The 25,437-nt window shown below is 68.8% G+C and carries 23 protein-coding genes, 2 tRNA genes and 1 pseudogene; 15 read left to right on the forward strand and 11 right to left on the reverse strand.

Features of this window, described 5'->3' with window-relative positions; translation table 11 throughout:
* Window positions 1-33: 33 nt before the first annotated feature.
* From ACQE3M_RS01405 to ACQE3M_RS01420, 4 genes and pseudogenes are all read left to right on the forward strand, one after another.
* Window positions 34-987: pseudogene (locus tag ACQE3M_RS01405) on the forward strand (ABC transporter ATP-binding protein); the annotation flags it as partial.
* Window positions 988-1,181: 194 nt separating this feature from the next.
* Window positions 1,182-3,017, forward strand: coding sequence for a hypothetical protein (locus ACQE3M_RS01410; RefSeq protein WP_430503682.1), 1,836 nt, complete (start codon window positions 1,182-1,184; stop codon window positions 3,015-3,017).
* Between the two features lie 78 nt (window positions 3,018-3,095).
* Complete coding sequence (locus tag ACQE3M_RS01415; protein ID WP_430503683.1) at window positions 3,096-3,617, forward strand: hypothetical protein; 522 nt, start codon at window positions 3,096-3,098, stop codon at window positions 3,615-3,617.
* A gap of 72 nt (window positions 3,618-3,689) precedes the next feature.
* Window positions 3,690-3,774: transfer RNA gene (locus ACQE3M_RS01420), tRNA-Leu, on the forward strand.
* A gap of 1,482 nt (window positions 3,775-5,256) precedes the next feature.
* On the opposite strand, the gene ACQE3M_RS01425 is transcribed toward ACQE3M_RS01420, so the two are convergent.
* The gene (locus ACQE3M_RS01425; RefSeq protein WP_430503684.1) at window positions 5,257-6,618 is read right to left on the reverse strand and encodes an LLM class flavin-dependent oxidoreductase; all 1,362 of its coding nucleotides are present in this window, start codon (window positions 6,616-6,618) and stop codon (window positions 5,257-5,259) included.
* A gap of 176 nt (window positions 6,619-6,794) precedes the next feature.
* Here ACQE3M_RS01425 and ACQE3M_RS01430 point away from each other — a divergent pair, with 176 nt between their 5' ends.
* A complete protein-coding gene (locus ACQE3M_RS01430; RefSeq protein WP_430503685.1) occupies window positions 6,795-7,538 on the forward strand; it encodes a 5-formyltetrahydrofolate cyclo-ligase in 744 nt (247 codons plus the stop codon).
* Between the two features lie 37 nt (window positions 7,539-7,575).
* On the opposite strand, the gene ACQE3M_RS01435 is transcribed toward ACQE3M_RS01430, so the two are convergent.
* The 3 genes from ACQE3M_RS01435 to ACQE3M_RS01445 are packed head-to-tail and all read right to left on the reverse strand — an operon-like array spanning window position 7,576 to window position 10,297.
* Window positions 7,576-8,436: an ABC transporter ATP-binding protein gene (locus tag ACQE3M_RS01435; RefSeq protein WP_430504027.1), complete on the reverse strand. Its 861-nt coding sequence runs from the start codon at window positions 8,434-8,436 to the stop codon at window positions 7,576-7,578.
* A complete protein-coding gene (locus ACQE3M_RS01440; protein ID WP_430503686.1) occupies window positions 8,433-9,239 on the reverse strand; it encodes an ABC transporter permease in 807 nt (268 codons plus the stop codon). Before ACQE3M_RS01440 ends, ACQE3M_RS01435 begins: the two co-directional genes overlap by 4 nt.
* Window positions 9,236-10,297 carry an ABC transporter substrate-binding protein gene (locus tag ACQE3M_RS01445; RefSeq protein WP_430503687.1) on the reverse strand — a complete coding sequence of 354 codons (1,062 nt, stop codon included), beginning with the start codon at window positions 10,295-10,297 and terminating at the stop codon, window positions 9,236-9,238. Before ACQE3M_RS01445 ends, ACQE3M_RS01440 begins: the two co-directional genes overlap by 4 nt.
* A gap of 105 nt (window positions 10,298-10,402) precedes the next feature.
* Between ACQE3M_RS01445 and ACQE3M_RS01450 the strand changes: the two genes are divergently transcribed.
* Together ACQE3M_RS01450 and ACQE3M_RS01455 are read left to right on the forward strand one after the other, a co-directional pair.
* Window positions 10,403-11,686 (forward strand): TIGR00341 family protein, encoded by a 1,284-nt coding sequence (locus tag ACQE3M_RS01450; RefSeq protein WP_430503688.1) that lies wholly within the window; start codon window positions 10,403-10,405, stop codon window positions 11,684-11,686.
* A gap of 129 nt (window positions 11,687-11,815) precedes the next feature.
* On the forward strand, window positions 11,816-12,562 hold the full coding sequence (locus ACQE3M_RS01455; protein WP_430503689.1) for an SIMPL domain-containing protein: 747 nt from the start codon (window positions 11,816-11,818) through the stop codon (window positions 12,560-12,562).
* A 24-nt stretch (window positions 12,563-12,586) separates the two neighbouring features.
* Here ACQE3M_RS01455 and ACQE3M_RS01460 read toward each other — a convergent pair whose 3' ends face one another.
* Together ACQE3M_RS01460 and ACQE3M_RS01465 are read right to left on the reverse strand one after the other, a co-directional pair.
* The gene (locus ACQE3M_RS01460) at window positions 12,587-13,063 is read right to left on the reverse strand and encodes an RNA-binding domain-containing protein (protein WP_430503690.1); all 477 of its coding nucleotides are present in this window, start codon (window positions 13,061-13,063) and stop codon (window positions 12,587-12,589) included.
* Complete coding sequence (locus ACQE3M_RS01465) at window positions 13,060-13,677, reverse strand: AAA family ATPase (protein WP_430503691.1); 618 nt, start codon at window positions 13,675-13,677, stop codon at window positions 13,060-13,062. Before ACQE3M_RS01465 ends, ACQE3M_RS01460 begins: the two co-directional genes overlap by 4 nt.
* Before the next feature lie 101 nt (window positions 13,678-13,778).
* On the opposite strand from ACQE3M_RS01465, the gene ACQE3M_RS01470 reads away from it, so the two are divergent.
* Both ACQE3M_RS01470 and ACQE3M_RS01475 read left to right on the forward strand, forming a co-directional pair.
* A tRNA-Arg gene (locus ACQE3M_RS01470) sits at window positions 13,779-13,882 on the forward strand.
* Window positions 13,883-14,086: 204 nt separating this feature from the next.
* The gene (locus tag ACQE3M_RS01475; RefSeq protein ID WP_430503692.1) at window positions 14,087-14,566 is read left to right on the forward strand and encodes a DUF302 domain-containing protein; all 480 of its coding nucleotides are present in this window, start codon (window positions 14,087-14,089) and stop codon (window positions 14,564-14,566) included.
* A 1,071-nt stretch (window positions 14,567-15,637) separates the two neighbouring features.
* Here ACQE3M_RS01475 and ACQE3M_RS01480 read toward each other — a convergent pair.
* Window positions 15,638-15,838, reverse strand: coding sequence for a XapX domain-containing protein (locus ACQE3M_RS01480; RefSeq protein WP_430503693.1), 201 nt, complete (start codon window positions 15,836-15,838; stop codon window positions 15,638-15,640).
* 92 nt (window positions 15,839-15,930) lie between these two features.
* On the opposite strand from ACQE3M_RS01480, the gene ACQE3M_RS01485 reads away from it, so the two are divergent.
* Together ACQE3M_RS01485 and ACQE3M_RS01490 are read left to right on the forward strand one after the other, a co-directional pair.
* Complete coding sequence (locus ACQE3M_RS01485; RefSeq protein WP_430503694.1) at window positions 15,931-16,497, forward strand: peptidylprolyl isomerase; 567 nt, start codon at window positions 15,931-15,933, stop codon at window positions 16,495-16,497.
* Window positions 16,498-16,624: 127 nt separating this feature from the next.
* Window positions 16,625-17,194 carry a YqaA family protein gene (locus ACQE3M_RS01490; protein ID WP_430503695.1) on the forward strand — a complete coding sequence of 190 codons (570 nt, stop codon included), beginning with the start codon at window positions 16,625-16,627 and terminating at the stop codon, window positions 17,192-17,194.
* A gap of 5 nt (window positions 17,195-17,199) precedes the next feature.
* On the opposite strand, the gene ACQE3M_RS01495 is transcribed toward ACQE3M_RS01490, so the two are convergent.
* On the reverse strand, window positions 17,200-17,652 hold the full coding sequence (locus ACQE3M_RS01495; protein WP_430503696.1) for a universal stress protein: 453 nt from the start codon (window positions 17,650-17,652) through the stop codon (window positions 17,200-17,202).
* Between the two features lie 200 nt (window positions 17,653-17,852).
* Between ACQE3M_RS01495 and ACQE3M_RS01500 the strand changes: the two genes are divergently transcribed.
* The 4 genes from ACQE3M_RS01500 (at window position 17,853) to rnhB (ending at window position 22,519) form a co-directional block, all read left to right on the forward strand.
* Window positions 17,853-18,197 carry a DUF5802 family protein gene (locus tag ACQE3M_RS01500; protein WP_430503697.1) on the forward strand — a complete coding sequence of 115 codons (345 nt, stop codon included), beginning with the start codon at window positions 17,853-17,855 and terminating at the stop codon, window positions 18,195-18,197.
* A 94-nt stretch (window positions 18,198-18,291) separates the two neighbouring features.
* Window positions 18,292-19,200 (forward strand): Vms1/Ankzf1 family peptidyl-tRNA hydrolase, encoded by a 909-nt coding sequence (locus tag ACQE3M_RS01505; protein ID WP_430503698.1) that lies wholly within the window; start codon window positions 18,292-18,294, stop codon window positions 19,198-19,200.
* Window positions 19,201-20,265: 1,065 nt separating this feature from the next.
* Window positions 20,266-21,549 carry a tRNA pseudouridine(54/55) synthase Pus10 gene (locus ACQE3M_RS01510; RefSeq protein WP_430503699.1) on the forward strand — a complete coding sequence of 428 codons (1,284 nt, stop codon included), beginning with the start codon at window positions 20,266-20,268 and terminating at the stop codon, window positions 21,547-21,549.
* 334 nt (window positions 21,550-21,883) lie between these two features.
* Complete coding sequence (gene rnhB / locus ACQE3M_RS01515; protein ID WP_430504028.1) at window positions 21,884-22,519, forward strand: ribonuclease HII; 636 nt, start codon at window positions 21,884-21,886, stop codon at window positions 22,517-22,519.
* Between the two features lie 45 nt (window positions 22,520-22,564).
* On the opposite strand, the gene ACQE3M_RS01520 is transcribed toward rnhB, so the two are convergent.
* From ACQE3M_RS01520 to secF, 3 genes are read right to left on the reverse strand one after another with little or no spacing between them, the layout of a single operon-like run.
* Entirely contained in the window at window positions 22,565-22,873 is a 309-nt protein-coding gene (locus ACQE3M_RS01520) for a hypothetical protein (RefSeq protein WP_430503700.1), read from the reverse strand.
* A gap of 43 nt (window positions 22,874-22,916) precedes the next feature.
* Window positions 22,917-24,530: a preprotein translocase subunit SecD gene (locus ACQE3M_RS01525; protein WP_430503701.1), complete on the reverse strand. Its 1,614-nt coding sequence runs from the start codon at window positions 24,528-24,530 to the stop codon at window positions 22,917-22,919.
* Entirely contained in the window at window positions 24,531-25,430 is a 900-nt protein-coding gene (gene secF, locus ACQE3M_RS01530; protein ID WP_430503702.1) for a protein translocase subunit SecF, read from the reverse strand.
* Window positions 25,431-25,437: the final 7 nt, after the last annotated feature.

Consider the following 25,437-nt stretch of genomic DNA (forward strand, 5'->3'; position numbering starts at 1 on the left):
GACGACGCGACGACGGACAGTATGGAGACGCCCATGGCGAACGAGGGCGAGGAGCCGCTCATCCGCGCCGAGGGACTGAAGAAGCACTACCCGAACACGGAGGGGTTCCTCGACCGGATGCTCGGCGAGCAGGAATGGGTGAAGGCCGTCGACGGCGTCGACATCGAGATCGGCGAGGGCGAGACCGTCGGCCTCGTCGGCGAATCCGGCTGTGGCAAGTCCTCGCTCGGCCGCACAATGTTAGGCCTCGAGGACGCCACGGAGGGCTCCGTCTACTACGACGGCGTCGACCTTACCGAGCTCTCGGAGTCGGAGCTGCGGGACTACCGCACCGACGTCCAGTTCATCTTCCAGAACCCGTTCGCCTCGCTGAACCCGAAGCTCACCATCTCCGACATCGTCGGGGAGGCGCTCGACATCCACGGCCTCGCCGAGGGCGAGGAGCGCGAGGAGCGCGTCGAGGAGCTGCTGGAGACCGTGGGCCTGCAGGCGAGTCACGCCTCGCGGTATCCCCACGAGTTCTCCGGCGGCCAGCGCCAGCGGATCGGCATCGCCCGCGCGCTCGCGGTCGAGCCCGAGTTCATCGTCTGCGACGAGCCCGTTTCGGCGCTGGACGTCTCGGTGCAGGCGCAGATCCTGAACCTCCTGGAGGACCTCCAGGAGGAGTTCGGGCTCTCGTACCTGTTCATCGCGCACGACCTGAGCGTCGTCGAGCACATCGCGGACAAGATCGCCGTGATGTACCTCGGCGAGATCGTCGAGTTCGGCACGGCGGAGGAAGTGTTCGAGCCGCCGTACCACCCGTACACGCGCTCGCTGCTGTCGGCGATCCCCGAGCCCGACCCGCTGTGGGAGGGCGACCGGGTCATCCTCGAGGGGAACGTCCCCTCGCCGATCGACCCGCCAAACGGCTGCAAGTTCCACACGCGGTGTCCCATCGCGCACGACGAGTGTGCCGAGTGGGACGACCACCCGGACCTCGTCGACGCCGGCGGTACCCACGGGATCGGCTGCCCGTACTACGAGGAAGTCGAAACCGGCATGGACTGACGACCGGCGTCAGTCCCGGTCGTCGATCCGCCGGCAGCCCGCCGACGCCGTGTCCGCGCCCCTGCACTGACGCACCGCTTTTCAACCGACGGCGTTTCGCCCGCCCAGCAGCAGATTCACATTCATATCCAATGGTTCCCCGCAAATACGCCCGCATCCTCCTGATCGCCGCCGTCGTCCTCTCGCTCGCGGTCGGCGCACAGCTCGCGTACACCGACGTCGGTCGCGAACTCGGTGGCGACTGGTCCGAACCGACCGAACTGGCGACGCTGAGCGAAAGCGCCGCCACGGACGTCCCCGCCGTCGCCGCGGCCGGCCCCAGCAACGGCACTGGCGCCGCGAGCGGCGGCGACGCCGCCGACGGGAGCGCGGACGGGCAGGCCCCCAGCGTCGTCGCCTGGGTCGAACGCGACGCGGACGGCTACCGGGTCGAACTCGCGGGCCTCGAACGGATCGACGGCGACGTCGTCGTGACGGGGACGCGGACGCTCCTCCGGACGGACGCGGAGCTGCGCGACGTCGACGTCGCCGTCCGTGGCGACCGCCTCGCGGTCGGCGTCGAGGACGCTGACGCCGACGAGGTCCTCCTCTGGCAGGGTCCCGCGAGCGTCGTCGCCGGCGACGCGAACGCTGCCACCGAGGCGGCCGAGACCGGCGACGGCTCGTTCCGACGCGTCTCGGTGGCGGGAACGACTCGCGCGGAGTACGTCGACGTCGCGCTCCTCCCGAATCGGACCGCCGTGGCCTGGCGCACGTACGAGGACGGCGGCTTCGTCGGGCGGGTCGCGTTCGTCGACGGGACCGCGTCCGCCGGCGACGACGGCACCACCGACGGCAACGCCTCCATCGATCGCCGGGCGATCCCCGGTGCCACGACCGGCCGCAACGCGCCGGCGATCGACGCCGAGCCGAACGGTGACCTCGCGGTCGCCTGGGGGAACGCCTCGACGACGGGGGTCTACCTCGCCGTCGTGGACTCGACGGGGAGTGGTCCGATCACCGGTGAGCGCGTCGGCGACGCTCGAAGCGGGGCGTCCTCGCTCGGGTCGACGAACCGCCCGCCCGTCATCGACGTCGCGGCGGGCGCGACGGGCGGCAGTGGCGGGACCGGCTCGGCCGATGGCGAGGGCAACGGCGCCGCGCCGGTGCTCGCGTGGACCGATCTCTCCATCGTACAGGTCGGAGCGTCAGGGGACGAGGCGGCGAGCTTCGGCTCGGGGGGGCAGCTCCGGATCGTCGGCGACGCCGGCGCGTGGACCGCGACGTGGACGGAGTCGGACCCGACGAGCGGGCTGGACTTCGTCTTTGCGCGGTCGCCCGCCGGGACCGACGCGGTCGAAACCGGGCACGTCTCCCGGCTATCGTCGAACGCGCTGACGGGCGCGCCGTTCGCGCTGGCGGACCGCCCCGCCGTCGTCTGGCTCGAGCGCGGGGGCAACTACCGTCTGCTGGCTGCGGGCTACACCGGCGCCGGAGAGACCGGCTCCGTCACACGGCTCGCGGACTCGCCGACGCGCTTCGGCTTCGTGGCGGCCGTCTCCGCGGTGCTGGCCGTGGTGACGGTGCCGCTTTTACCCTGGGTCGCCGGCCCGCTGCTGCTCGGCTTCCTGCTGACGACGCGGGCCGCGCTCTCGACGCTCGGGCGGTTCGTCGCCGGGCTGGCGCGGGTCGGCGGTCGCGACGTCGACGCCACGCAGGTCCGGTCGGCCGTCCAGTCGGCGCCGCCGTGGGTCGGGTTCGCGGCGTTCGCCGTCGTTAACGTCGCCCTCTTCCGGTACCTGGGCGGCGGCGCGAGCGTGCCCGGCATCCCCGGCGCGGCGCCGTTTGGCATCTCCGCGCTGGGGCTCGTCGCCGCGCTGGCCGTCGCCCGGCTCCGCGGGACGTCGAACCCGTGGAAGCTGTCGTTCATCTTCGGCTACTGCCAGTCCGTCGCGCTGTGGGCGACCGCGACGCCGGCGTTCCTGTAACCGCGCCCGAGAACGTCCGAAACGGCGGACAGCCCGTCGAACGCTGGATTTACCCACGCCGACCGCCTCTCCCCACGTATGCGACGTATCTACGAATCGGAGGCGCTCCGTCGCGACGACGAGGACCCGTTCTCCCCGAGCGAGTCCCTGGAGAGCTCCGATTCGCACGTCAACTGGGGGAACCTGAGTCACGCGCTGGTTCCCACGCGACTCCGGCCGTTCGCGATCGACGTGGACATCGAGACCCAGCGTGACCGGTTCGCCGTCGACGAGCCGGTGCCGTTCCGGGTCACCTTCCGCAATCGCTTGCCGTTCCCGATCACCCTCGTGACGGAGACGCCGCTCCGCTGGACGTGGGCGGTCGACGGCAACGTCGAGTCCTCGGCCGTCCACGAGCCGCCCGCGAAGGAGAAGACGCGCTTCCAGTTCGACCGGGCCGAGCGCAAGCGCTTCCACCGGACCTGGTCCCAGCGGATCCAGGAGTCCGAGACCGAGTGGCGCGCCGCCGACCCCGGCGAGCACACCCTCTCGGTCGGTATCGGCGCGGTGCACGGCGCCGAGCGGCTGACCGCGGAGACGACGATCACGGTCGAGCGATAGCGTCGGGCGCCGGATTCGCCGGACTCGGCCTATCGAAAGGGGTTTGGCTATCCCACCGAAATCACGGCATGCGCGGGGGTGGCCGAGCCTGGCCAAAGGCGGCGGGCTTAAGACCCGCTCCCGTAGGGGTTCGAGGGTTCAAATCCCTTCTCCCGCATTCTCGCCGCGAGCAACGTCGCGAGCGGCGAGCTTGTCGCTGTGAAGGGATTTGAACCAGGGAGCGCGGCGGTGCGGTGGAGCGACCGTGGTTCAAATCCCTTCTCCCGCATTCTCGCCGCGAGCACCGTCGCGAGCGGCGAGCTCGTCGCCGTGAAGGGATTTGAATCAGGGAGCGCTGCAGTGCGGTGGAGCGACCGTGGTTCAAATCCCTTCTCCCGCACTTGCGTCGCTCGCGATTGGCTGTGCCTTTTATATATGACTAGTTCAAGCGGGTTCGTTTATAAGGTGGATGAACAGGTGCAGACGCTGCTGCGCTGGACAGCACCGCAAACACCCAGAAAGCCCTCGGCCGCTCGCGGTCGCTGAGCGACATATCCGCGCCTCTCCGCACCGCTCGGCGCGGATAGAGGTCGGCTCAGCGACTCCGTTACACCGCGACCGGCCGTCGCCCTTTCAGTCCGCCAGGACCGCGACCGCACAGCAACCGCCACCGCAACCGCTTCCACACAGCAACCGCAATACCTCGGACCTCCCCAGCCTCGGCCGGGGCGCGCCGGCTCCGCAACGCACCGCTCGGCGCGCCCCGCCCTCCCTCGCACGCGTTGCTCGCGCGCGCCGGCCGCCCCGCACCGCACGCCGGCCAGCCGGCGCACGTCGCCGGCCATCCAGCCGGCGCGAACGACGCCCGGCCACCACTCTGGGGCGGGACTGAAAGGGGCAGCCGTTGTGCGGGAAGCCCTGCGACGTAAGCACTGAGCCAGCGAACGAGCGAAGCGAGTGAGCTGGCGAGGCGCGCAGCGAGCAGCGCGACCGCGCAACGGCTGGGGCTTTCCGGGTGTGCCGAGTGGTGACTCTAGCGCCGACAGCCAAGTTCATTTATAAGAGCGACCGCGCAACGGCTGGGGCTTTCTGGGTGTGCCGAGTGGTGACTCTAGCGCCGACAGCCAAGTTCATTTATAAGAGCGACCGCGCAACGGCTGGGGCTTTCTGGGTGTGCCGAGTGGTGACTCTAGCGCCGACAGCCAAGTTCATTTATAAGAGCGACCGCGCAACGGCTGGGGCTTTCTGGGTGTGCCGAGTGGTGACTCTAGCGCCGACAGCCAAGTTCATTTATAAGCACGACCGGTCAGCGGCTGGGGCTTTCCGGGCATGCTGAGTGGTTCGCCGCCAATAGCCGACCAACCGAAGCATAGCGATGGCTCGGCACCTGACCCGAACGACACGAATACGAAAGCCACCGCTATCCAGTATAGCGTCGAAAGGAAAGGCAGCACGCCCGGCCAAAAACGGCCCTGGCGTGCCGCCCGATAGGTCCCCGCTGACGCTTCGGCCCTCCAGACGAAGCGTCACCTGAATCCAACGGGTGCGATTACTTAAGGGTGCCGGGGGCGGCAGCAATCCCCGACACGTTGTGATCCGTTTCTGTCGATCAAGTGCCCGAGAGTCTCGAAACAGCCGAAATTCGGAAACCGCCTGGGCCCTACTGCTTCGCGGGGTGGTCGTCGCGCAGGTTGGGGTTGCCCGCACCCTGGAGCCGCTCGCGGAGGGTGTCGCCCTCGTAGTCGTCGGGGTCACGGGCGAGGCCGCGCTCCTGCAGCTCGGGGACGACGAGGTCGACGAAGTCCTGCAGCGAGTCGGGGCGGACGACCTCCTTCACGTTGAAGCCGTGGACGCCGACGTCGTCGTACCAGTACTCCAGCTCGTCGGCGACCTGCTCCGGGGTGCCGACGATCTTGGGCGACGTGGTACCGAGCCCGCAGAACTCCGCGACCTCGCGGACGGTCCACTCGCGGTCCGGCTGGGCCTTCGTGAACGCGTTCATCGTGCCCTGGATCGCGTCCGTCTCGATGTGCTCGACCTTCTGGTCCGGGTCGAGTTCGGAGAGATCCATGTCGAGGAAGCCCGAGAGCAGCGCGAGCGTGGCCTCGACGTCGACGTTGTCCTTGTAGCTCTCGTACTTCGCCTGCGCGATCGCCTCCGTCTCGCCAACGACGGGAACGACGCCGATGAAGAAGCGGAGCGCCTCGGGGTCCCGGCCCGCGTCGGCCGCCCGGCCCTTCACGTCCTCGACGTACTCGCGGACGCCCTCTTCGGTCGGCTGGCTGGCGAAGACGGCCTCGGCGTTGTGCGCGGCGAAGTCCCGCCCGCGGTCCGAGGAGCCGGCCTGGTAGATCACCGGCGTCCGCTGGGGCGAGGGCTCGCAGCCGTGGGGGCCGGGCACGTCGAAGAACTCGCCCTCGTGGTCGATGGCGTGGACCTTCTCCGGGTCGGAGTAACGCCCGGTCTCGCGGTCGATCTCGACGGCGTCGTCCTCCCAGGAGTCCTCCCAGAGCTTGAAGCAGACGTCGAGGAACTCGTCCGCGCGGTCGTAGCGCGTCTGTTTGTCCATGCGTTCGTGAAGCCCGAGGTTCTCGGCGGCCGACTGGAGGTAGGAGGTGACGACGTTGAACGCGACGCGACCGTCCGTGAGGTGATCGAGCGTGGAGAACTCGCGGGCGAGCTGGTAGGGGTGGGTGTACGTCGTCGAGCGCGTGACGGCGAAGCCGAGGTCGTCGGTGACCTCCGCCATCGCCGGGATGACCAGCTGCGGGTCGTTGGCCGGGGTCTGGACGCCCTTCTCGATGGCCGTGTCCCGGTCGTCGCCGTAGACATCGTAGATGCCGCGCACGTCGGCGAAGAACACCGCGTCGAAGCCGCCGCGCTCGGCCGTGCGCGCGACCTCGGTCCAGTAGTCCTGGTCCGTGTAGCGGTGGGACTGGTCGCCCGGATTCCGCCACGAGCCCGGCGAGACGTGCTCCACCGAGTTCATGGTGAAGAGATTCAGATGCATGCGGTCGGACATGCTGGGACGTACGTGGCCTGCCCGTATTAGGCCGGAGGTAGTGGCAGGTGCTGTGACTTTCTCTGTCCGTGTGCGACCGTACTCCGACCCTGCCCCGGCCGTGGCCCGGCCCCTCCCCGCCCTCCCTAGCCCTCCGGATCGCGACCCCTTTGGATCCGGCCGCCATAGCAACGCGCATGGAGAAACAGGTCGTTCGCGACCGGATCTGGGACGCGCTGGACGAGGAGGGAATCGCCCGATTCCCGTTCCCGCCCCACGACCGGATCCCGAACTTCGCGGGCGCCGACGACGCGGCCGAGCGACTCGCCGACACCCCGGCGTGGAACGCGGCCGAGACGGTGAAGGCGAACCCGGACGCGCCGCAGTTGCCCGTGCGCCGCGCCGCCCTCCGTGCCGGGAAGACCCTCTACGTCGCCCAGCCGCGGCTCCGCGACGCGCAGCCGTTCCTCGAACTCGACCCGGCGGAAGTCGACGACGTGGACGACGCGACGACCGTCTCGGGCATCTCGACGCACGGCACGCCGGTCGGTCCGGACGAGGTCGCGCACGTCGACCTGGTCGTCTCCGGCTCCGTCGCCGTCACCGAACAGGGCGCCCGGATCGGGAAGGGCGAGGGGTACAGCGACCTCGAGTGGGCGCTGCTCCGGGAGATCGACGCCGTCGACGCCGACACGACCGTCGCGACGACGGTCCACGAACGCCAGATCGTCGCCGGCGAAGGGGATTCCGAGGTGTCAGGGCAGCTGGCGGCGCCGGCGCCCGACGCCCACGACGTGCCGATGGACCTGATCGTTACGCCGGAGCGGACGATCCGGACGGCCACGCCGGACGACCGCCCCGACGGCGTCGACTGGGACGCGCTCGAGGACGAGCGACTGGCGGAGATACCGGTGCTGGCGGAGAGGGCGCCGGACCGATAGTAGAGAGGGAGTCTCGGAGCCGGGCGGACGGGGGACGCTACTCCCGGAAGTGCGAGAGGACGCGGGATTTGACCTCGACGAACGCGTCGCTCGTGCGGTCGCGTGGGCGCGGGACGTCGACGTCGATCTCCTCCGCGACGGAGCCCGGTCGGTCGGTGAACACGACGATTCGGTCCGCGAGGTAGACCGCCTCCTCGACGTCGTGGGTAACGAAGAGGACCGTCTTCTCGGTCGTCGACCAGATGTCGAGCAGCTCCGCGTGCAGCGAGGTCTTCGTGCGCTCGTCGAGGCTGCCGAAGGGTTCGTCCATCAGTAGCGTCGGCGGGTCGACCGCGAGCGCGCGGGCGATGCCGACGCGCTGGCGCTGCCCGCCGGAGAGCGTCTTCGGGTAGCTGTCGGCGAACTCGGCCAGTCCGACCAGCTCGAGACAGTACTCCGCCCGCTCCGCGACGGTGTCGCCCGCCGGCGGGCCGACCTCCTCCAGGCCGTATTTGACGTTCTCGTAGGCGGTCCGCCACGGGAACAGCGCGTCGTCCTGGAACACCATCCCCCTGTCCGGGCCGGGGTCGGTCACGCGCCGCCCGCCGACCCGGACCTCGCCCTCGGTCGGCGTCTCGAGGCCGGCGATGATCCGGAACAGCGTGCTCTTCCCGCAGCCCGAGGGGCCGACGATACAGACGAACTCCCCCTCGTGGACGTCGAAGTCGACACCGTCGAGGGCCTGTATCGCGCCGCCGTCCTCGCTGAACACCTTCGAGACGTCGTCGACCTCGATCTCGCGGGTAGCCTCGGCGCCGCCGTCGGTGACGACGTCGCCGCCGACGTCGTTGTTGTTGCCGTCGTTGCTGTTGCCGTCGTTGCTGTTGCCGTCGTCAGCGCCGGCACCGGCGCCATTCATTGCCATGTTATCACCCGGCGCTGGACTGCTAGCACGAGCCGGTCGGTCAGGAGGAACAGGACGCCGATGACGAGCATGTACGCGATGACGACGTCCGTGCTCAGGAAGCTCGCGGCGTCCCACAGGTGTCGGCCGATGCCGGGGGCACCGATGAGCTCCGCGGCGACCATCACCATCCAGGCCTGCCCGGCCGCGGTCCGGAAGCCGGTGAAAAGCTCCGGCAACGCGCTCGGGAAGACGACCTTCCGCAGGAGCCGCGCGTCGCTCGTCGTCCCGAGCGACCGGGCGACGTCGAGGAACTGCTGGTCGACCGCCTGCACGCCGCCCTCGGCGTTGTAGTAGGTGATCCAGAACGTGACGATCGCGACGAGGAACGCCGCGCTGGCGTGATTCAGGCCGAACCAGATGATCGCGAAGGGGATCCACGCGAGCGGCGGGATCGGGCGTAGCACCTGCGCCACCGTCCCGATCGTGAGCTCGGCGAGGCGGCTCCAGCCGACGGCGAACCCGGCTGCGATCCCGAAGGCGCTACCGATGAACAGGCCGGGGACGTAGTGGAGCAGGCTCTGGACGATGAGCGTGAACAGCTGTCCCGAGAGGACGTCCGCGGTGAGGACGGCGACGACCGCCGGTGGCGCCGGGAGGATCCGCGGCGGACTCACGAACGCACCGAGCCACCAGACGACGACGAACGCGACGAGCGCGCCCAGCTGGATCCCCAGCGTTCGAACCCCGTTCGCGCGTTCTGCGTCCCCAAGCAGGAGGCCGGAGGTCCCCTCGGCGACCGACGAGTCAGCGCTCATGTGGCGTCTTCGTAGAAGCTGTGGTCGAAGACGTCCCCTTCCGAGAGGTCCTCGTCGACCTTGCCGATCCGCTGGTGGAAATCGTTGTAGACGAGCGTCTTGTCGACGATCCGGTGCGGGTCACTGATGAAGGTGGACGCCGGCGACTTGATCGCTCGTTTCGAGACGTCCTCCGGTAACACGTCCTCGCCGACCGACTCGCTGGCCATGGCCGCCGCTTTCTCTCGGTTCGCCCTGATGAACTCCGTCGCGCGGACGTGCTGTTCGACGAGCGAGCCGACGATCCCCGGCTGCTCGTCGATGAGCGACTGGCTGGGCTGGAGCACCGCCCCTGGCTGGCCAGGCATGATCTCGCCGGCGTAGCGGAACGGTCGCATCCCCTCGGTGTTCTCGATCAGGAGCGTCCGGATCGGCTCGATGACGCTGCCGCCGTCCACCTGTCCGGAGACGAGCGTGGAGCGGAGCGCGCTCGCTCCCATCCGTTTGACGTTGACGGCTTCCTCGAGGTCGAGGCCGAGCTGTTCGGTGATCCAGTACCGCAGGAACACGTCCGGCGTCGAGCCCGCGGGGAGCGTCGCGAACGACGGGCGGCGCCCCTCCTGCTCGCGGAACTTCGCGAAGGCGTCCTTGCCGTGTTCGGCCCAGAGGGTGCGGAACGTCTCGTTGGCAACCATCACGTTCGGTTCGACGACGTTCGCGGCGACGACCTTCGAGGGGATGCCCTTCGCGATCGCGATCGCGCCCGGGCTGATGCCGACGTACGCGAAGTCGATCTCCTCGCTGGCGAACGCCTGGATGACGCCCGGGCCGCCGCCGAAGGTTTCGACGTTCACCTCGACGTCGAGCGCCTCGTCGTACCAGCCTTGCTGCTCGATGACGAACCACTGCATCATCGGGAACACGTTGAGCGTGCCGAGCGTGATGCTGTCCGGCGTCTGGTCGCCCCCACCGAGACAGCCGGCCAGCCCAGCAACTCCCAGCCCGCCTGCAGCCTTCAGTGCGGCTCGTCGCGACGTCGTTCGCCCTGGATCGGCGATCTCCGTTCGGTCCCGTTTCACGAGGTAGATTTCTGGGCGGAGCGACTTGAACCCACGTCTCCTGCCCGTGGGGGGCGCCGCTTCGTGGTCCCCCGTTTTTAAGCCATACCGCGCCGAGAGCCAAGTGTGCGACTCGTACAGGTGATGATCCCGGCGGGCAAGCGCCAGGCGGTTATCGAGGCGCTCGACGAGGAGGGGATCGACTACGTCGTGACCGACGAGACGAGCGGCCGGGAGTTCACGGCCGTCGTCACCTTCCCGATCCCGACGGCCGCGGTCGAACCCGTCCTCGACACCCTCCGGGAGGCCGGCATCGACGAATCGACGTACACGGTCGTCACCGAAGCCGAGACGGTGATCTCCCGCCGGTTCGAGCAGCTCGAGGAGAAGTACGAGGAGGACTCCGAGTACCGGAGCGACCGGATCGCCCGCGAAGAGCTCCAGACGAAGGCGGAGGACCTCGTCTCCAACACGCCGACGTACGTGCTGATGACGGTGATCTCAGCGGTGATCGCGACGGCGGGTCTCTTGCTCGACTCGCCGGCGACGGTGGTGGGGTCGATGGTGATCGCTCCCCTGATCGGGCCGGCGCTGTCCGCCGCCGTCGGCACCGTCGTCGACGACGAGGAGCTGTTCCGGACCGGGATCCGGCTCCAGGCGCTCGGCGTCGCCGTCGCCGTCGTCAGCGCGACCGTCTTCGCCGCGGCCTTGCGCGGGCTGAACCTCGTCCCGCCCGGCCTCGATCCGCTCGCGCTCTCCGAGGTGTCCGAGCGCGTCGCGCCGAACGTGCTCGTGCTCGCCGTCGCCATCGGCGCCGGGATCGCGGGCATCGTCTCGCTGATGAGCGGCGTCTCCTCCGCGCTCGTGGGCGTCATGATCGCGGTCGCGTTGATCCCGCCGGCCGCGGCCGTCGGCATCGGCATCGCGTTCCGGATCCCCCGTCTCGCGCTCGGGTCGGGCGTCCTCATCCTCGTCAACGTGCTCTCGATCAACCTCGCGGCCCTGCTGATGCTCTGGTACGAGGGGTATCGCCCGGAAGCGTGGTTCCGCGAGGAGGAGGCGAGGGCCGCGCTCGTCAAGCGAGCGTCGGTGCTCGTCGTTGCCATCGCCGTGCTCTCCTTATTCCTCGGCGGCGTCACCTACGACTCCTACGCCGCGGCGACGACGGAAGCCGAGATCACCGACGCTGTGGTGACGGAGCTCGAGCAGGCCGACGCGCAGCTCCAGCTCGTCGACCTCGAGATCGAGCGGACGGGGACGATCCCGCCCCGGGAAACCGAACGCGTGGTGGTTACCGTCGGCATCGAACCGGGGGGCTCTATCGACGGGCTCGCCCAGCGGATCGAGGCCGTCATCGACGAGTCGGTTACGGTCGAGCTCCGCGTCGTGACGATGGAAACGTCCTCGTGAGGCCGCATCGCTCGCGCCCCGCCGGCGACGGCAGAACGGACGTTTCGAACGACTGAAACGCGGCAGATTGGACAAACCGCTCTTTGTGCTACCGGCTCTTATTAGGTCGCTCCGGGCGTCGCTCCGGATATGGACCAGCGACTCAGCGGCGTCCTCGCGGTGGTCGCGCTCGTCCTGCTGGCCGGTTGTGCCGGGCTGGCAACGACGGGTGGGACCGACCCGGGCGACAACGCGACGACGGCACCGGATCGAACGATCGAGGTTGCGGCGAACGGCGAGGCAACGGCGGATCCGGACCGCGCGACCGTCCGGGTCTCGGTCCGGGCGACCGGCCCGGACCCGGAAGCGGTTCGGGAGGACCTCGCGAGTGATGACGAGGCGTTGCTCGCCGCCCTGCGCGACTGGGGGCTGGCGGACGACCAGATCCGGACGGTTCGGTACGACGTGCGCGAAGAGCGCGAGCCCCGGAAACGGGACGGGAACGTCTCCTACGTCGGGGTCCACACGTACGCGCTCGAGATCCACGACGTCGACGCCGTCGGCGAGGTGATCGACGTCGCCATCGGCAACGAGGCGGACCGCGTCGACCGGATCCAGTTCGGACTGAGCGAGGAGCGCGCGGCCGACGTCCGCGAGCAGGCGCTCGAGGACGCCATGGCGAACGCGGACGCCGACGCGACGGTTATCGCCGACAGCGCCGGCCTCGAACTCGTCGGCGTCCAGTCAGCGTCGACGGCCGAGACGCGCACGGTCCACGCGGGATACGCCACGCCGTTGCGGGAAACCGCCGGCGACGCGGCGACGAGCGTCGAACCGGGTGATGTCAGCGTCGAAGTGCGGATTCGGGTGGTCTACGGGGCCGCAGAAGCGTCCTGATCGCCGGTGACGCGTGCTTTCGCGTCAGTACTCGCCGGCGTCGGGGTCACGGCGCGTCTCGCGCTGCTCGTCGCGTCGCTCGCCGTACTCGCGGCCGCCCTCGACCGGCGTCCCCTCCTCGGTCTCGGGGACGAGGTAGTCGATGAAGTCGTGGACGTCGGGGTCGCGGACGGTCACGTCGACCTCGATGTCGCCGAGCTCGTCGGGGTTGCCGACGGAGAAGTTGACGACGCCCTCGTAGGCGGCCTGCTTTTTTAAGGCGAAGGAGAAGCCGTCCTCGCTCGCGTTGTTGTGGAACTCGCGGCGGGCAGTGTCGAGGATCTCCTGCTCGTGGAGCACGTCGGCGAAGGCGTCGAGGGAGTGGCCCTCCGCGACGAGCTTACCGGGTTCGTGCGTGAGGTCGGCGTTCGGGAACACGTTCGTCACCGCGTCGGCGACGCGGTCGGTGACCTCCGTGTCACGGACCGGCGCCTCGATGTGGACGTCGATGCTGTAGATCATTGGTCTGCCTCCAGTTCCGAATTATCAGCCTCGCCGTCCGCCGTCGCATCGAGCTTTCCGGCCTCGCCGAGGACGCCGAGGACGTCCCGCACCTTGTCGCGGAACGCCTCGAGCGTGCCGGTGTTGTCGATCTCGAGGTCGGCTTCGGCCATCGTGTCGCCGAGGCCGAGTTCGAGTTCGCGGCTGTCCCGCTCGCGGAGGGCCTCGAGGTCCATGTCGGACTCGTCGCGCCCGCGCTCGCTGAGTCGCTCCGCGCGGACCTCGAAGGGCGCCTCGATGGCGACGAGCTTGAAGTCGTCGCCGAAGGCGTCGCGGAAGCGCTCGGCCTCGACCGTCGACCGGAGGCCGTCGACGAGGACCGCGTCGGCGTCGGCGTCCGCGGCGGCCTCGCGGATGCGGGGGATCGTCCGCGCCGCGATGACGTCGTCGCCCTCCTCCTCGCGGAGCGTCCCGGCGATCTCGCCGTGGTGTTCGGCCGGGTCGAGCCCGCGCTCGCGACACTCCTCGCGGATGACGTCGCCCATGACGACGACGGGGATCCCCTCCGCTTCCGCGACTGCCGCGGCTTCGCCCTTCCCGCTGCCGGGCAGCCCGACGGTACCGATTACGCGCATTGACGGGAAATCCGCCGGCGGCGATGTTAAGCCCTGCGGAGCGGGGCCTCGCGCCGTCGGAACCTAACGCCTTTTTACCAGCGGGAGAGAATCCGGGGTGAGGGCACGTAGCTCAGCCTGGATAGAGCGTCGGACTTCTAACCGCGCGACGTCCGTCGTGTGGGAAGTTATCCGACGGTCGTGGGTTCGAATCCCACCGTGCCCGCTGTCTCCGAACGAACGTGAGGAGCAGCGGCACCGGGGATTCGAACCCTGGAAGCCGCAGCCCGGCAGCGCAGCGAAGCGAGCAGCCCGGACAGTCTTCCTCCGGTTCGAATCCCACCGTGTCCATCTATCGAACTGGGCTATCGACCTGAGCAGGCCGCGGTCCACGCGAGTCTTTTTATCGCAGGCCTGCCCACCCGTCTCCATGAGCGACGCGCCGAACGCGGGCGACGCGGCCGACACCCCGACCCCCGCCCCGACCGCGGAGGAGGCCCTGCACACGACGCTCGACGCCGACTTCGAGGACGTGATCCCGTTCGTCCAGCTGGAGCACGAGCTCGCGGACTTCGAGACCGTCCAGGTGACCCGGCTCGACCAGATGATCGAGGGCATGCTCGGGGACGACGTCGAGCGCACGGCCCTGCTCGTGGTCTGTCACCCCGAGATCGCCCGCGACGCCATCAACATCGACCAGCAGCTCGCCGGGATGCTCCCGTGCACGACGGCTATCTACGAGCGCGAGGGCGAGGATTGCGTCCACGTCCACCACCTCTCGACGACGAAGGCGATCCGTGATCTGGGCTGTGCGCCCGGCGACTGCGAGGACGACGTCGAGGAGCTGGTGGAGCTGACGGGCGAACGGATGACCGAAGTGTGGGAGAACATCGAGCAATACGAGCCGTAATTCCGGGGTTTCGAGGCTTCGGCGCACGTAATCGGCCGTTTCTACTTATAAACTGGATGCGCGGGTGCAGACGCTGCTACACTTGACCGCACCGCAACCACCCAGAAAGCCCTCGGCCGCTGTCGCTTATAAACTGGAAGGACGGGTACAGACGCTGCTACACTTGACCGCACCGCAACCACCCAGAAAGCCCTCGGCCGCTGTCGCTTATAAACTGGAAGGACGGGTACAGACGCTGCTACACTTGACCGCACCGCAACCACCCAGAAAGCCCTCGGCCGCTGTCGCTTATAAACTGGAAGGACGGGTACAGACGCTGCTACACTTGACCGCACCGCAACCACCCAGAAAGCCCTCGGCCGCTGTCGCTTATAAACTGGAAGGACGGGTACAGACGCTGCTACACTTGACCGCACCGCAACCACCCAGAAAGCCCTCGGCCGCTCGCGGTCGCTGAGCAGGATATCCGCGGCTCTCCGCACCGCCCGCCGCGGATAGTGCCTGTCTCAGCGACTCCGTTCCACCGCGACCGGCCGTCGCCCTTTCAGCCCGCCAGGACAGCACCGCGACAGCAACCGCGACAGCACCGCCCAGCTACCGCAAGCCTCAGTCCTCCCCAGCCTCGGCCGGGGCGCGCCGGCACCGCAACGCATCGCGCGGCGCGCCCCGGCCTCCCTCGCACGCGTTGCTCGCGCGCGCCGCCCGCACCGCACCGCATGCAGGACAGCCGGCGAACGTCGCCGGCGACCCAGCCGCCGCGAGCGACGGCCCGGCCACCACTCCCGGGCGGGACTGAAAGGGGCAGCCGCTGCGCGGGACGCCCTGCGATGCAAGCACCGCAACCCGGCGAGCGACCGGATGGAGCGAGCCGGGTGAGGAGCGCAGCGAGCAGCGCGACCGCTCAGCGGCTGGGGCTTTCGAGACATGCTGAGTGGTGTCGTCGGCGCCGATAGTCGACCCTATTTATAAGTACAATTGCCCAGTGACCGGCGCTTCCGCGGTTTCGGAGACACCGTTAGCTGCGTCGCCACTCATGTTTTAAATATCTCTTCCGATACCCGCGCATTTTCGCTAGAATCCGAGCGCGTCAAGCAGATCCCAGCCCACGCCGAGGTACTGGACGAGCTTGTACCCCAGGTAGATGCCGACGATGCCCATGATCCCCGGCAGCTCCGGCGGGGCCGGGATCGGGACCCGGAGGAACGCGAAGAGCGCGCCGACGGTGAGGCCCGTCAACGTCGCGAGGAGGGCGACAGTGAGAGTCGAAGTCACGAGGTGCACGTCGGCGGCGTTCGCTTATAAACGATCCGTGACGATGCCGATGGATGGGTACTGTTTTCCGACTCGCCAGCCAGTGTGCGCCCATGGGACACGACATCGACAACCCGGAGAACCCGACGGCGACGATCGTCACGAACCACGGCGACATCGAGGTCGAGCTGTTCGCGGACCGCGCGCCGCGCACGGTCGAGAACTTCGTCAAGCTCGCAAAGGACAAGCCGGCGGCCGACGCCGAGCCCGCCCCGTCGACGCCGACGTGGGAGGACCCCGACAGCGGTGAGGTCCGCGGCGACTCGCTGTACGCGGGCGTGCCCTTCCACCGCGTCATTGGCGACTTCATGATCCAGGGCGGCGACCCCGAAGGCACCGGTCGCGGCGGCCCCGGCTACGAGTTCGACGACGAGTTCCACGACGAGCTGACCCACGACAGCGCGGGCATCCTCTCGATGGCGAACTCCGGGCCGAACACGAACGGCTCGCAGTTCTTCATCACGCTGGACGCGACGCCGCACCTCGACGGCAAGCACGCCGTCTTCGGCCAGGTCATCGACGGCATGGACGTCGTCGAGGAGATCGGCTCGCTGCCGACCGACCGCCAGGACGAGCCGATGCAGGAGGCCGTCATCGAGCGCGTCGAGATCCACGACTAACGAGGCAGCAGGCAGCATTCGCGGCGTCTTCTCGTCGCGGGCGACGCGGCAGCGTTCCGCCGGACGTCGATTGCCGGTCCGGCCCTGACGGTAACGCTTAATTACGGCAGTGAATTAGGATCCGGTGATGCCTTTCGAAGCGGCCCTCCTGTCCGCCGCGTTCCTCGACACCGCCTGGTCCGCGGTCGTCGAGTTCTCCAAGGCGGCCGTCGAGTCGGCGACCGGCTGGGGCGGACTCGGGGTCATCTTCACCTACTCGTTCCTCATCGCGTTCGTGCTTCCCGGCCCGAGCGAGGTCGTCCTCGCGGCCCCGATCGACATCGGGCTCCCGCGCTGGCTGACGCTCGCGGGGATCATGGGCGTCAGCGCCTTCGGTAAGATGGCCGGGAGCCTCGTCGCCTTCCACGTCGGCCAGGAGGCGAAAAGCTCCGGGCCGGTCGTCCGCTGGCTGGAGAACTCGCGGTTCGACGTGATCGAGTGGTCCGAGAAGCGGACCGTCGAGCTGGCCCAGAAGTGGGGCTACGTCGGGATGGCGCTGGCCCTCTGTGTCCCCTTCTTCCCGGACACGGTCTCCATCTACGCGTTCGCGGTCCTCGAGAACGACTACGTCAAGTTCGGCGCCGCGACGTTCGTCGGGAGCATCGGGCGCCTGCTCGTGACGCTCCTCCTGATCGGCGGCGTCATCACGGTCTTTTGAACGGCCTACTCCTCCACGGCCGTTTTGATGATGCTGACCGGCCGCGAGGAGAGCCGTGAGACGCGCTCGGTGACGCTGCCGAGCATGCGCCGGTAATCGCCGGAGCGCTCCTTCGTGCCCATGACCGTCAGGTCGACGTCGTGCTCGTCGATGTAGCGGAGGATCTGCTCGTACGGCGTCCCGTGGACGACCTCGGTGACGACGTCGTCAACGCCGGCGTCCTCCGCGCGCGCGGCGATCTCGCCGACCGCGTCGATCCCCTCGTCCTCGAGCGTCTGCTCCATCCCCTCGAACTCGTGGACGAACTCGTCGCCGGAGTAGGCGTTGACCGCCGGCGCGTCGACGACGTACAGCACGTGCAGCTCGGCGTCATAGCGCTCGGCGGCGTCGATCGCGTGGTCGATGGCGCGGGAGACGCCTTCGCTTCCGTCCGTCGGCAGCAGGATCCGGTCGTACATGGTTCGGTGCCATGCGCGGCTGGCGCTTAAATGACGTGGCGGGTGCAGGCAGGGCAGCTGGTTGTAGTCCCGGCCGCCGGCTGCAGGGCCGGCCGGTAGCTGCAGTTCCGCCGGGTCGGTACAGTCCTCGAATTGCACGCCCACAAAAACGTTTCCGGTAACGCTTATGAGTGCGTGTGTGGTAACCTTTAGCGCACAGCATGTTTGAACGGTTCTCCAGCAGCTACTACGTGGGGAAACTCTACGTCGAACCCCATGACGGCGACCGGGCAGTCATCCAGCAGGCGGACCACGAGCGCGTGAACGAGCAGCTTTACGCCAGCGGCGACGGCGTCGAGCGACTCGACGCGCCGCTCGTGATGAAGCTCGACGAGGGACACCTCCCGGTCGCCGGCGACGAGGACGTCCCGACGGGCACGCTCGCGGTGCCCCGGGACGTCGCCGACGACCGCCTCCCGACGGCCAGGAGCGTCCTCCTGGCCGACGCGGACCGCGCTCGCGAGCTTCTCCGATACGAGGGCTGGCAGCCGACGGTCAACGCCTGAGGGACGCGGACGACGGCAACTGGTCGGCGGGCGCGGCGGTGATCGGCCCGTCCGCCGACGCATCTTTTAACCGACGGGGACGTGCCCTACCGGTATGCTCGACAAGCTGCTCGGCCGCGCCGAGCTGAAGGACCGGATCGAGGAGCTGGAATCGGACAAGCACCACCTCGAACGGCAGCTTGAGGCCGAGCAGGAGCGGCGTGCGGACGCCGTCGCCGACAAGCAGGCGGCTGAGGAGCGCGTCAACCACCTCGAGGACCGCATCGAGGAGCTCGAGGACCGCGTCGAGCGCCTCTCGGGCGACGAGGCGGAAGCGGAACTGGACTTCCGCCAGGTCAGCGACGCGACCGGCGCCAGAACCGCGGACCTGCTCGACCGACTCCGTGGCGTCGACGCCGGGCAGGAGGGTGCACTCACAGCGTCCGTCCCGAACGCGGACGCGCTTCCCGCCGCCGTGACGGACCTCTTCGGGGACCACGCTGCCCTCGTGCGACGGGCGGCGCCCGCGGTCGTCGTCGCGGACGACGCCAGCCTCGTCGCCGCCGCGCTCCGGCCCCCGATCGCGCCCGACGAGGAGTTCTGCGAGTGGGACACCGAGTTCCACCTCGACGACGCCTGGTTCCGCCCGGTTGGCCGCGTCGGGTTCGCGCTCGTCCGGTCCGACCTCTTCGCCGTCGGGACCTACGAGGACGGCGACCGCGTCGACTTCGAGGGGTTCGGGAGCGACGTGATGGGCGCCCACTCGAAGGGCGGCTTCTCGCAGGACCGCTTCGAGCGCCGACGCGACGAGCAGATCGACGAGCACCTGGTGGAGGTTCGTGAGGTGCTCGACAGGGTCGCGGGCGACACCGACCGGCTCGTCGTCGTCGGCGAGAAGAGCATCCTCGGCGAGGTGAGCGACGTCGCCGACGTGACCGACGTGTCGGACGCAACGGGCGATCCCGAGCCGGCGCTCGAGGACGCGTTCGAGCGCTTCTGGACGACGCGAGTGTATGGGATCTGAATCATTTGGTCGAGCGATCTTCGGGGTGGTTAGGGGTTCGTATTTATAAACCTAATAAACGGGTGCAGACGCTTCTGCACTGGACAGCACCGCAAACGCCCAGAAAGCCCTCGGCCGCTCTTTATAAGCAGGTTTGAACAGATGGTACGGTCTTGCGCTCGACAGCACCGCAAACACCCAGAAAGCCCTCGGCCGCTCGCGGTCGCTGTCCCGAAAATCGAAGATTTTCGGGCTCCGAGAAATCTTCGATTTCTCGCGAAGCAGGATATCTGCGCTCTCCGTACCGCCCGCGCAGATAGTGCCTGCCTCAGCGACTCCCCTCCGGCGCGACCACTGGAAGACGGTCCGGGCTGCTCGCTACGCTGCGCTGCCGGGCTGCGACTTCCAAGCTCTCGTTCACTTCGTTCACGAGACCGGCCATCGCCCTTTCAGTCCGCCAGGACAACACCGCCCCGCAACCGCCACCGCGACAGCAACGCCCAGCAACCGCAATACCTCAGTCCTCCCCAGCCTCGGCCGGGGCGCGCCGGCACCGCAACGCACCGCGCGGCGCGCCCCGGCCTCCCTCGCACGCGTTGCTCGCGCGCGCCGACCGCCCCGCACCGCACGCCCCACAGCGATAGACGTGAATCAACCGCCGCGCGCGACGCCTGGCCACCACTCCCGGGCGGGACTGAAAGGGGCAGCCGCTGAGCGGGACGCCCTGCGAGGCAAGCACCGCAATCCCGGCGAGCGAACGCAGTGAGCGAGCCGGGTGAGGAGCGCAGCGAGCAGCGCGAGCGCTCAGCGGCTGGGGCTTTCTGGGTGTGCCGAGTGGTGTCGCCAGCGCTGATAACCAGTTCTATTTATAAGTACGACCGGTCAGCGGCTGGGGCTTTCTGGGCATGCTGAGTGGTGTCTGTAGCGTTGACACCCGATTTTATTTATAAGTACGAGTGCTCAACGGGTACCGGATTCAAAAAGATCTGGAGCAGAGCGAGGGCATCGCCATCCAGAGAAACCCGGCCAACACCGTATCCACCCGCCTTTAGCAAGACAGTTACCTCCCGGGCTGTTTGACCGGATATGAACGTACTCGAGGTCGCCGCGGACGCCGACGCCACGGGGCCGGTCTGTGACGCCTGCCTCGGCCGGCTCCTCGCCGACCGCAGTTTCGGGCTGACGAACGCCGAGCGCGGGCGCTCGCTTCGCGTGTCGCTCGCGCTGGAACGCGACGAGGAGTTCGAGCCGACGCCGACCGAGAGCTGCTGGGTGTGCGAGGGCCACTGTGCCGACTTCGACGAGTGGGCCTCGCGCGCCGCCGAGGCCGTCGAAGACGTCGAGTTCGCCACGTACAACGTCGGCACGCGCCCGTCGCCGCTCGTCGAGGAGAACGAGATCCTCCTCCGCGAGGAGTGCGGGCTCGACGAGGACGCCGGCGAGCTGTTCAAGTCGGAGTTCAACCGGGAAGTCGGCAAGCGTATCGGCCGGAAAACGGACTCGGAGGTCTCCTTCGACCGCCCGGACGTCCAGTTCACTATCGACCTGGCGGAGGACGACCTCGCGACGAAGATCAACTCGACGTTCGTCTACGGTCGCTACCGGAAGCTCGAGCGCGACATCCCCCAGACGGAGTGGCCCTGCCGCGAGTGCCACGGTTCCGGGCGCCAGGGGCGCGAGCCCTGCGAGTACTGTGACGGCACGGGCTACCTCTACGAGGACAGCGTCGAGGAGCTGACCGCGCCCGTCGTGGAGGACGTGATGGACGGCACCGAGGCGGTCTTCCACGGCGCCGGCCGCGAGGACGTGGACGCGCGCATGCTCGGGACGGGCCGCCCGTTCGTCATCGAGGTCGAGGAGCCGCGTCGCCGCCGCGTCGACACGGACCGGCTCGAGGCCGACATCAACGCCTTCGCGGAGGGCCGCGTCGAGGTCGAGGGGCTCCGGCTCGCCACCCACGAGATGGTCGAGCGCGTGAAGGGCCACGACGCCTCCAAGGAGTACCGTGCGCAGGTCCAGTTCGACGACGACGTCTCCGAAGCGGAGCTCCAGGCCGCGGTCGAGGAGCTCGAAGGGGCGACCGTCGAGCAGTACACGCCGAGCCGCGTCGACCACCGCCGCGCGAGCATGACCCGCGAGCGCGAGGTGTACTCGATCGAGGCCGAACTGAAGGACGAGCGCCACGCCGTCGTCGACATCCACGGCGAGGGCGGGCTCTACATCAAGGAGCTGATCTCCTCGGACGAGGGCCGAACCGAGCCGAGCCTCGCCGGGCTCCTCGGCGTCGACGCCGGCGTCACGGCGCTCGACGTCCTCGCCGTCGAGGGCGAGGCGGAGCCGTTCGAGCAGGCGGAGTACTTCCGCGACTGATCGACCGGTCGACCAGCTGACGCCCGTGGACGAAGATCCGGGTGAATCGGAACCGTAACTTTAGGTAGAACGCCACACTACCCGCTCGTGGGCGCTCCTCGGAAAATGCGCGCGTCACCGGTCGAGGGCGCCCACTGGTGGCCGGTGGATTCCCCGATCCGCCGGCGGCCGTTTCTGTCTGGGCAGCGACGGCCTCGTGGTTTTTTCAGGCGCCCGGCTGACCGATGACGAGTAGTTGTGCCGCGGGCGAACCAATAACGTCTATGGCCACGGGCACGTCGTCAGTCCCGTGATTGGAGCCGACGAAGCCGGGAAGGGACCCGTGATCGGGCCGATGGTCGCCGCGGCCGTCCGCTGTGACCCGGCGGTGCTACCGGCCGACGTCGACGACTCGAAGCAGGTCGCTCCCGACCGCCGCGAGGCGATCGCCGCGGAGCTCCGCGACCGCGACGACGTCGGCGTCGGCATCGGCGTCGTCGATCCCGCCGAGATCGACGACCCGGAGACGGACATGAACTCGCTCACCGTGACGGCGCAGGCCCGGGCCATCGAATCCGTGGTCGGCGCTGGCAACGCGGACTCGGGCGACGACGGAGACCCCGAAGCCGTCGTCGACGCCGGCGACGTCTCGGAATCGCGGTTCGGCCGCCGGGTCGCGGACGCGGTCACCGATCGGGTCGCCCGCGACGTCTCGGTCGACGCCGAGCACGGCGCCGACGAGACGTACCCGACCGTGAGCGCCGCGTCCATCGTCGCCAAGGTCGAGCGCGACGCGCGAGTCGCGGCCATCGACGACGAGTACCCGGAGTACGACGTCGGGAGCGGGTACCCGAGCGACCCGACGACGCGGGGCTTTCTGGAAGCGTACGTTGCGGCCACCGGGGAGATCCCGGACTGTGCGCGGCGCAGCTGGAGTACCTGTGAGCAGGTGCTTGCCGAGGCCGAGCAGTCCGGTCTCGACGAATTCTGAGGCGCTCGCCCGATCCGGATTCGCGGCGCCGCGCGCCCTGTCGAATTAGCGGCGACGCGTGCCGGCGCGAGCGAGACCGGCGAGCAACAGCAGCGCGCCGACCGCGAGCAACACGCCGATGACGACCAGCGGGTTCGGGGCCAAAAGCGCCACGCCCGCCACGCTGAACGCCGACAGCAACATCAGTCCGCCGCCCACGACGGCGGCGACGACGACTGTCACCTCCCGCTCGTAGGCGCCGAGCTCCTCGTCGAGCACGTCCCTGACCACGGACTCGACCCGGTCCCGGGGGAAATCGTCCTGCCCGGCCCGGCCCGCGTCTCCGGCCCGGCCCGCGTCTACCTCGTCGCTCATGGGGACAGCGTACTGTCGGGAGAAGGGTAAAATCGTGGGGTCGCTACCGCTCGGTCAGCAGCGTCCGGAGGATGTCCCCGTACGCCGGGCGGGAGACGAGGACGCCGAGCAGTACGCCCATGATGGTGAAGATGGCGAACCCGGAGAGGTCGCCGAGCGAGAGCACCATCAGCGGCGACATGGCGATGATCGTTGTCGCCGCCGCGGCGCCGATGACCCAGAATGCCCGCCGGAACCGGGAGTCGAAGACGGTCTGTGACCGCACGTCGCCCTCGCTCATCACCTCGTCCGCGATGATGACGAGGTCGTCCACCCCGGTCCCGACTACGGCGATGAAGCCGGCGATGACCGGGAGGCTGATCGGGTACCCGACCAGCGCGGCGAAGCCGAGCAGCGCGTACACCTCGGCGAGCGCCGTCACGATCATCGGTAGCGCGACCTCCGGCTCGCGGTAGCGGAGGAACACCATACCCGCGACCGCCAGCACGGAGAGCACCCCGGCGATCAGCGAGTAGGAGCGGAACGACTCGCCCTGGGTCGCCGAGATGTAGGAGACGGAGCCCTCGCTGATCCCGAGCTGGGCCGGCAGCGCACCGGCGCGCAGGTCGATGGAGATCTGCTGGGCGCGCTCGTAGGAGTCGCCGCCGCGGCCCGTGGTCAGCCGGAACTGCGGGTCCGTCGACCACTCCTGGTTCTGCATACTCCGGGCCAGGTTGGCCTGCATGCCGAACGCGTTGACGACCTCGCCGTTGACGACGAGCAGCAGGCAGGGGTCCTGCGTCTCGCCGACCGGCTCCTGCATGTAGGTACAGGTGGAACCGCCGGACTGGGCGACGCCGTACTCGACGGCGGCCGACTCGAACTGCTCGGCGGGCGACTGCTGGCCCTCCGGTGCGTCGTCGACGACGGTCACCGGGACGTACGCGACGTCGTTCCGGTCGCGACTCGCCGTCCCGACGCTCGCGAAGTCGCCCTGCGAGAGCACGGCCTGTTCCGTCGAGTAGTTGCCGTTCTGGTCGTAGTAGATGTCGATCCGGACGGTCCCGCGCTCCTCCAGGAGGTTGATGACGTCCTGACGCCCCTCGCCGGGCACCTCGACCAGGACGAAGTGGCGACCCTCCGTGTTCGTGACGACGCGTGCGCTGCCGCCGGAGAGCCCTGCCTCGTTGATCTTGCCCTCGATGACCTGCACGGCGGCCTGGCGCGTCTCCTCGGTCACGCCCTGTCGGATCTCGCCGGGCTCGTAGCCCGCCTCGATCAGCGCGGTCTCGAACTCCGACTCGTTGACGGCGGCGTCAGTGACCTCGACCTGGCCCGTGCCACCGTTGGCCGGGTCGCGGACGCGCGCCTTCACGTCCGTACTCGTCGTGTTCGGGAGCTCCGCGGCCACGTCGCTGGCGACTTGCGCCGTCGATTTGTTCTCGAAGGCGACGTCGCTGGCGGTGTGTCCGAGCAGCGGGGCTCGCACGCGCGTGCCGCCCGCCAGGTCGAGGCCGTACTGGAGGTTCGTCACCCCCGTCGCGGCGTTGGCGCCCTCGCTGCCGGGCGCCGCCGGCTCCTCGGGCGCGAACTGCGGGGCGAACAGCACGACGGTCGAGGCGACGACGACGACCACCAGCAACACGACCCGCCAGTGTTTCTTGATCTGTCCGAGCATCTATCGGCTCACCCCCTCGAACTTGTACCAGCGAAGCAGGCCGACGTTGAGCAAGTAGGTGTTCATGAGGTCAGTGCTCAGTCCGATAGCGAGAATGATCCCGATGTTCCGCAGCAGGTCGACGCCGAACACCGTCGCGACGAGGGCCATGACGATCATCGCGGAGATGGACGTGATCGTCATCGTCACGCCGGTTCGCATCGCCCGCTGGACCGACTCGTAGAAGCTCCCGGTTCGCCGGAGCACGGAGTTGTTCAACAGGATGTCCGAGTCGACCGAGTACCCGATCAGCATCAGCAATGCGGCGACGGTGCCGAGCGTCAGCTCGATGCCGAGCAGGTTCATCATCGCGACCGGGACCACGATGTCGGAGAACGCGGAGAGGACGACCGCGACGGAGGGGACGAACGTGCGGAACATCGCGAAGACGAGCACGCTCATGCCGAGGAACGCGAGCGCGACGCCGCCGAGCGCCTCGACCGCCGCCCCGGAGCCGAAGCTCGGGGAGACGAACGTCTGCCCCTCGACGCTGAAGCCGGCGTCCTGGGCCTGATCGGTGAGGGGGCCCAACCCGCCGTTGTCAGCGTTCTCGGGCAGGTCCTCCGCCCGGAAGGTGACGACGTACGTTCCGTCCTGTGCGATGTACTGGACCGACGACGGCTCGGCCGAGAAGGCGTTCTCGAGCCGCTCCCGGGCCGCGTCCGTTCCCGCGTCGTCGGCGGAAAGTCGGAGCTCCGCGCCGCCGGTGAACTCGACCCCGAGGTTCGCTGGTGCCCCAGTGACGAGATACCAGCCACCGATGATCGACAGCGCCAGCACGAGGACGACCACGGGGATCGCCACGAGCTGCCGGTTGTCGTAGTCGGTGTAGTCGACCTCCGGTACCTCGATCTCTACCATATGCTGA

The sequence above is a fragment of the Halosubterraneus shenae genome, from assembly GCF_050510935.1.
In the GTDB taxonomy this organism is placed as follows: Archaea; Halobacteriota; Halobacteria; order Halobacteriales; family Haloferacaceae; genus JBDGPU01.

Coding starts and splice junctions, on each gene's coding strand:
- ACQE3M_RS01460 (WP_430503690.1), bottom strand. CDS start 13,063: ATGATCTACAGCATCGACGTCCACATCGAGGCGCCGGTCCGTGACACG.
- ACQE3M_RS01435 (WP_430504027.1), bottom strand. CDS start 8,436: ATGAATGGCGCCGGTGCCGGCGCTGACGACGGCAACAGCAACGACGGC.
- ACQE3M_RS01425 (WP_430503684.1), bottom strand. CDS start 6,618: ATGTCCGACCGCATGCATCTGAATCTCTTCACCATGAACTCGGTGGAG.
- ACQE3M_RS01430 (WP_430503685.1), top strand. CDS start 6,795: ATGGAGAAACAGGTCGTTCGCGACCGGATCTGGGACGCGCTGGACGAG.
- ACQE3M_RS01490 (WP_430503695.1), top strand. CDS start 16,625: ATGCCTTTCGAAGCGGCCCTCCTGTCCGCCGCGTTCCTCGACACCGCC.
- ACQE3M_RS01500 (WP_430503697.1), top strand. CDS start 17,853: ATGTTTGAACGGTTCTCCAGCAGCTACTACGTGGGGAAACTCTACGTC.
- ACQE3M_RS01415 (WP_430503683.1), top strand. CDS start 3,096: ATGCGACGTATCTACGAATCGGAGGCGCTCCGTCGCGACGACGAGGAC.
- ACQE3M_RS01455 (WP_430503689.1), top strand. CDS start 11,816: ATGGACCAGCGACTCAGCGGCGTCCTCGCGGTGGTCGCGCTCGTCCTG.
- ACQE3M_RS01410 (WP_430503682.1), top strand. CDS start 1,182: ATGGTTCCCCGCAAATACGCCCGCATCCTCCTGATCGCCGCCGTCGTC.
- ACQE3M_RS01520 (WP_430503700.1), bottom strand. CDS start 22,873: ATGAGCGACGAGGTAGACGCGGGCCGGGCCGGAGACGCGGGCCGGGCC.
- ACQE3M_RS01475 (WP_430503692.1), top strand. CDS start 14,087: ATGAGCGACGCGCCGAACGCGGGCGACGCGGCCGACACCCCGACCCCC.
- ACQE3M_RS01505 (WP_430503698.1), top strand. CDS start 18,292: ATGCTCGACAAGCTGCTCGGCCGCGCCGAGCTGAAGGACCGGATCGAG.
- ACQE3M_RS01485 (WP_430503694.1), top strand. CDS start 15,931: ATGGGACACGACATCGACAACCCGGAGAACCCGACGGCGACGATCGTC.
- ACQE3M_RS01495 (WP_430503696.1), bottom strand. CDS start 17,652: ATGTACGACCGGATCCTGCTGCCGACGGACGGAAGCGAAGGCGTCTCC.
- secF (WP_430503702.1), bottom strand. CDS start 25,430: ATGGTAGAGATCGAGGTACCGGAGGTCGACTACACCGACTACGACAAC.
- ACQE3M_RS01440 (WP_430503686.1), bottom strand. CDS start 9,239: ATGAGCGCTGACTCGTCGGTCGCCGAGGGGACCTCCGGCCTCCTGCTT.
- ACQE3M_RS01465 (WP_430503691.1), bottom strand. CDS start 13,677: ATGCGCGTAATCGGTACCGTCGGGCTGCCCGGCAGCGGGAAGGGCGAA.
- ACQE3M_RS01525 (WP_430503701.1), bottom strand. CDS start 24,530: ATGCTCGGACAGATCAAGAAACACTGGCGGGTCGTGTTGCTGGTGGTC.
- rnhB (WP_430504028.1), top strand. CDS start 21,884: ATGGTCGCCGCGGCCGTCCGCTGTGACCCGGCGGTGCTACCGGCCGAC.
- ACQE3M_RS01510 (WP_430503699.1), top strand. CDS start 20,266: ATGAACGTACTCGAGGTCGCCGCGGACGCCGACGCCACGGGGCCGGTC.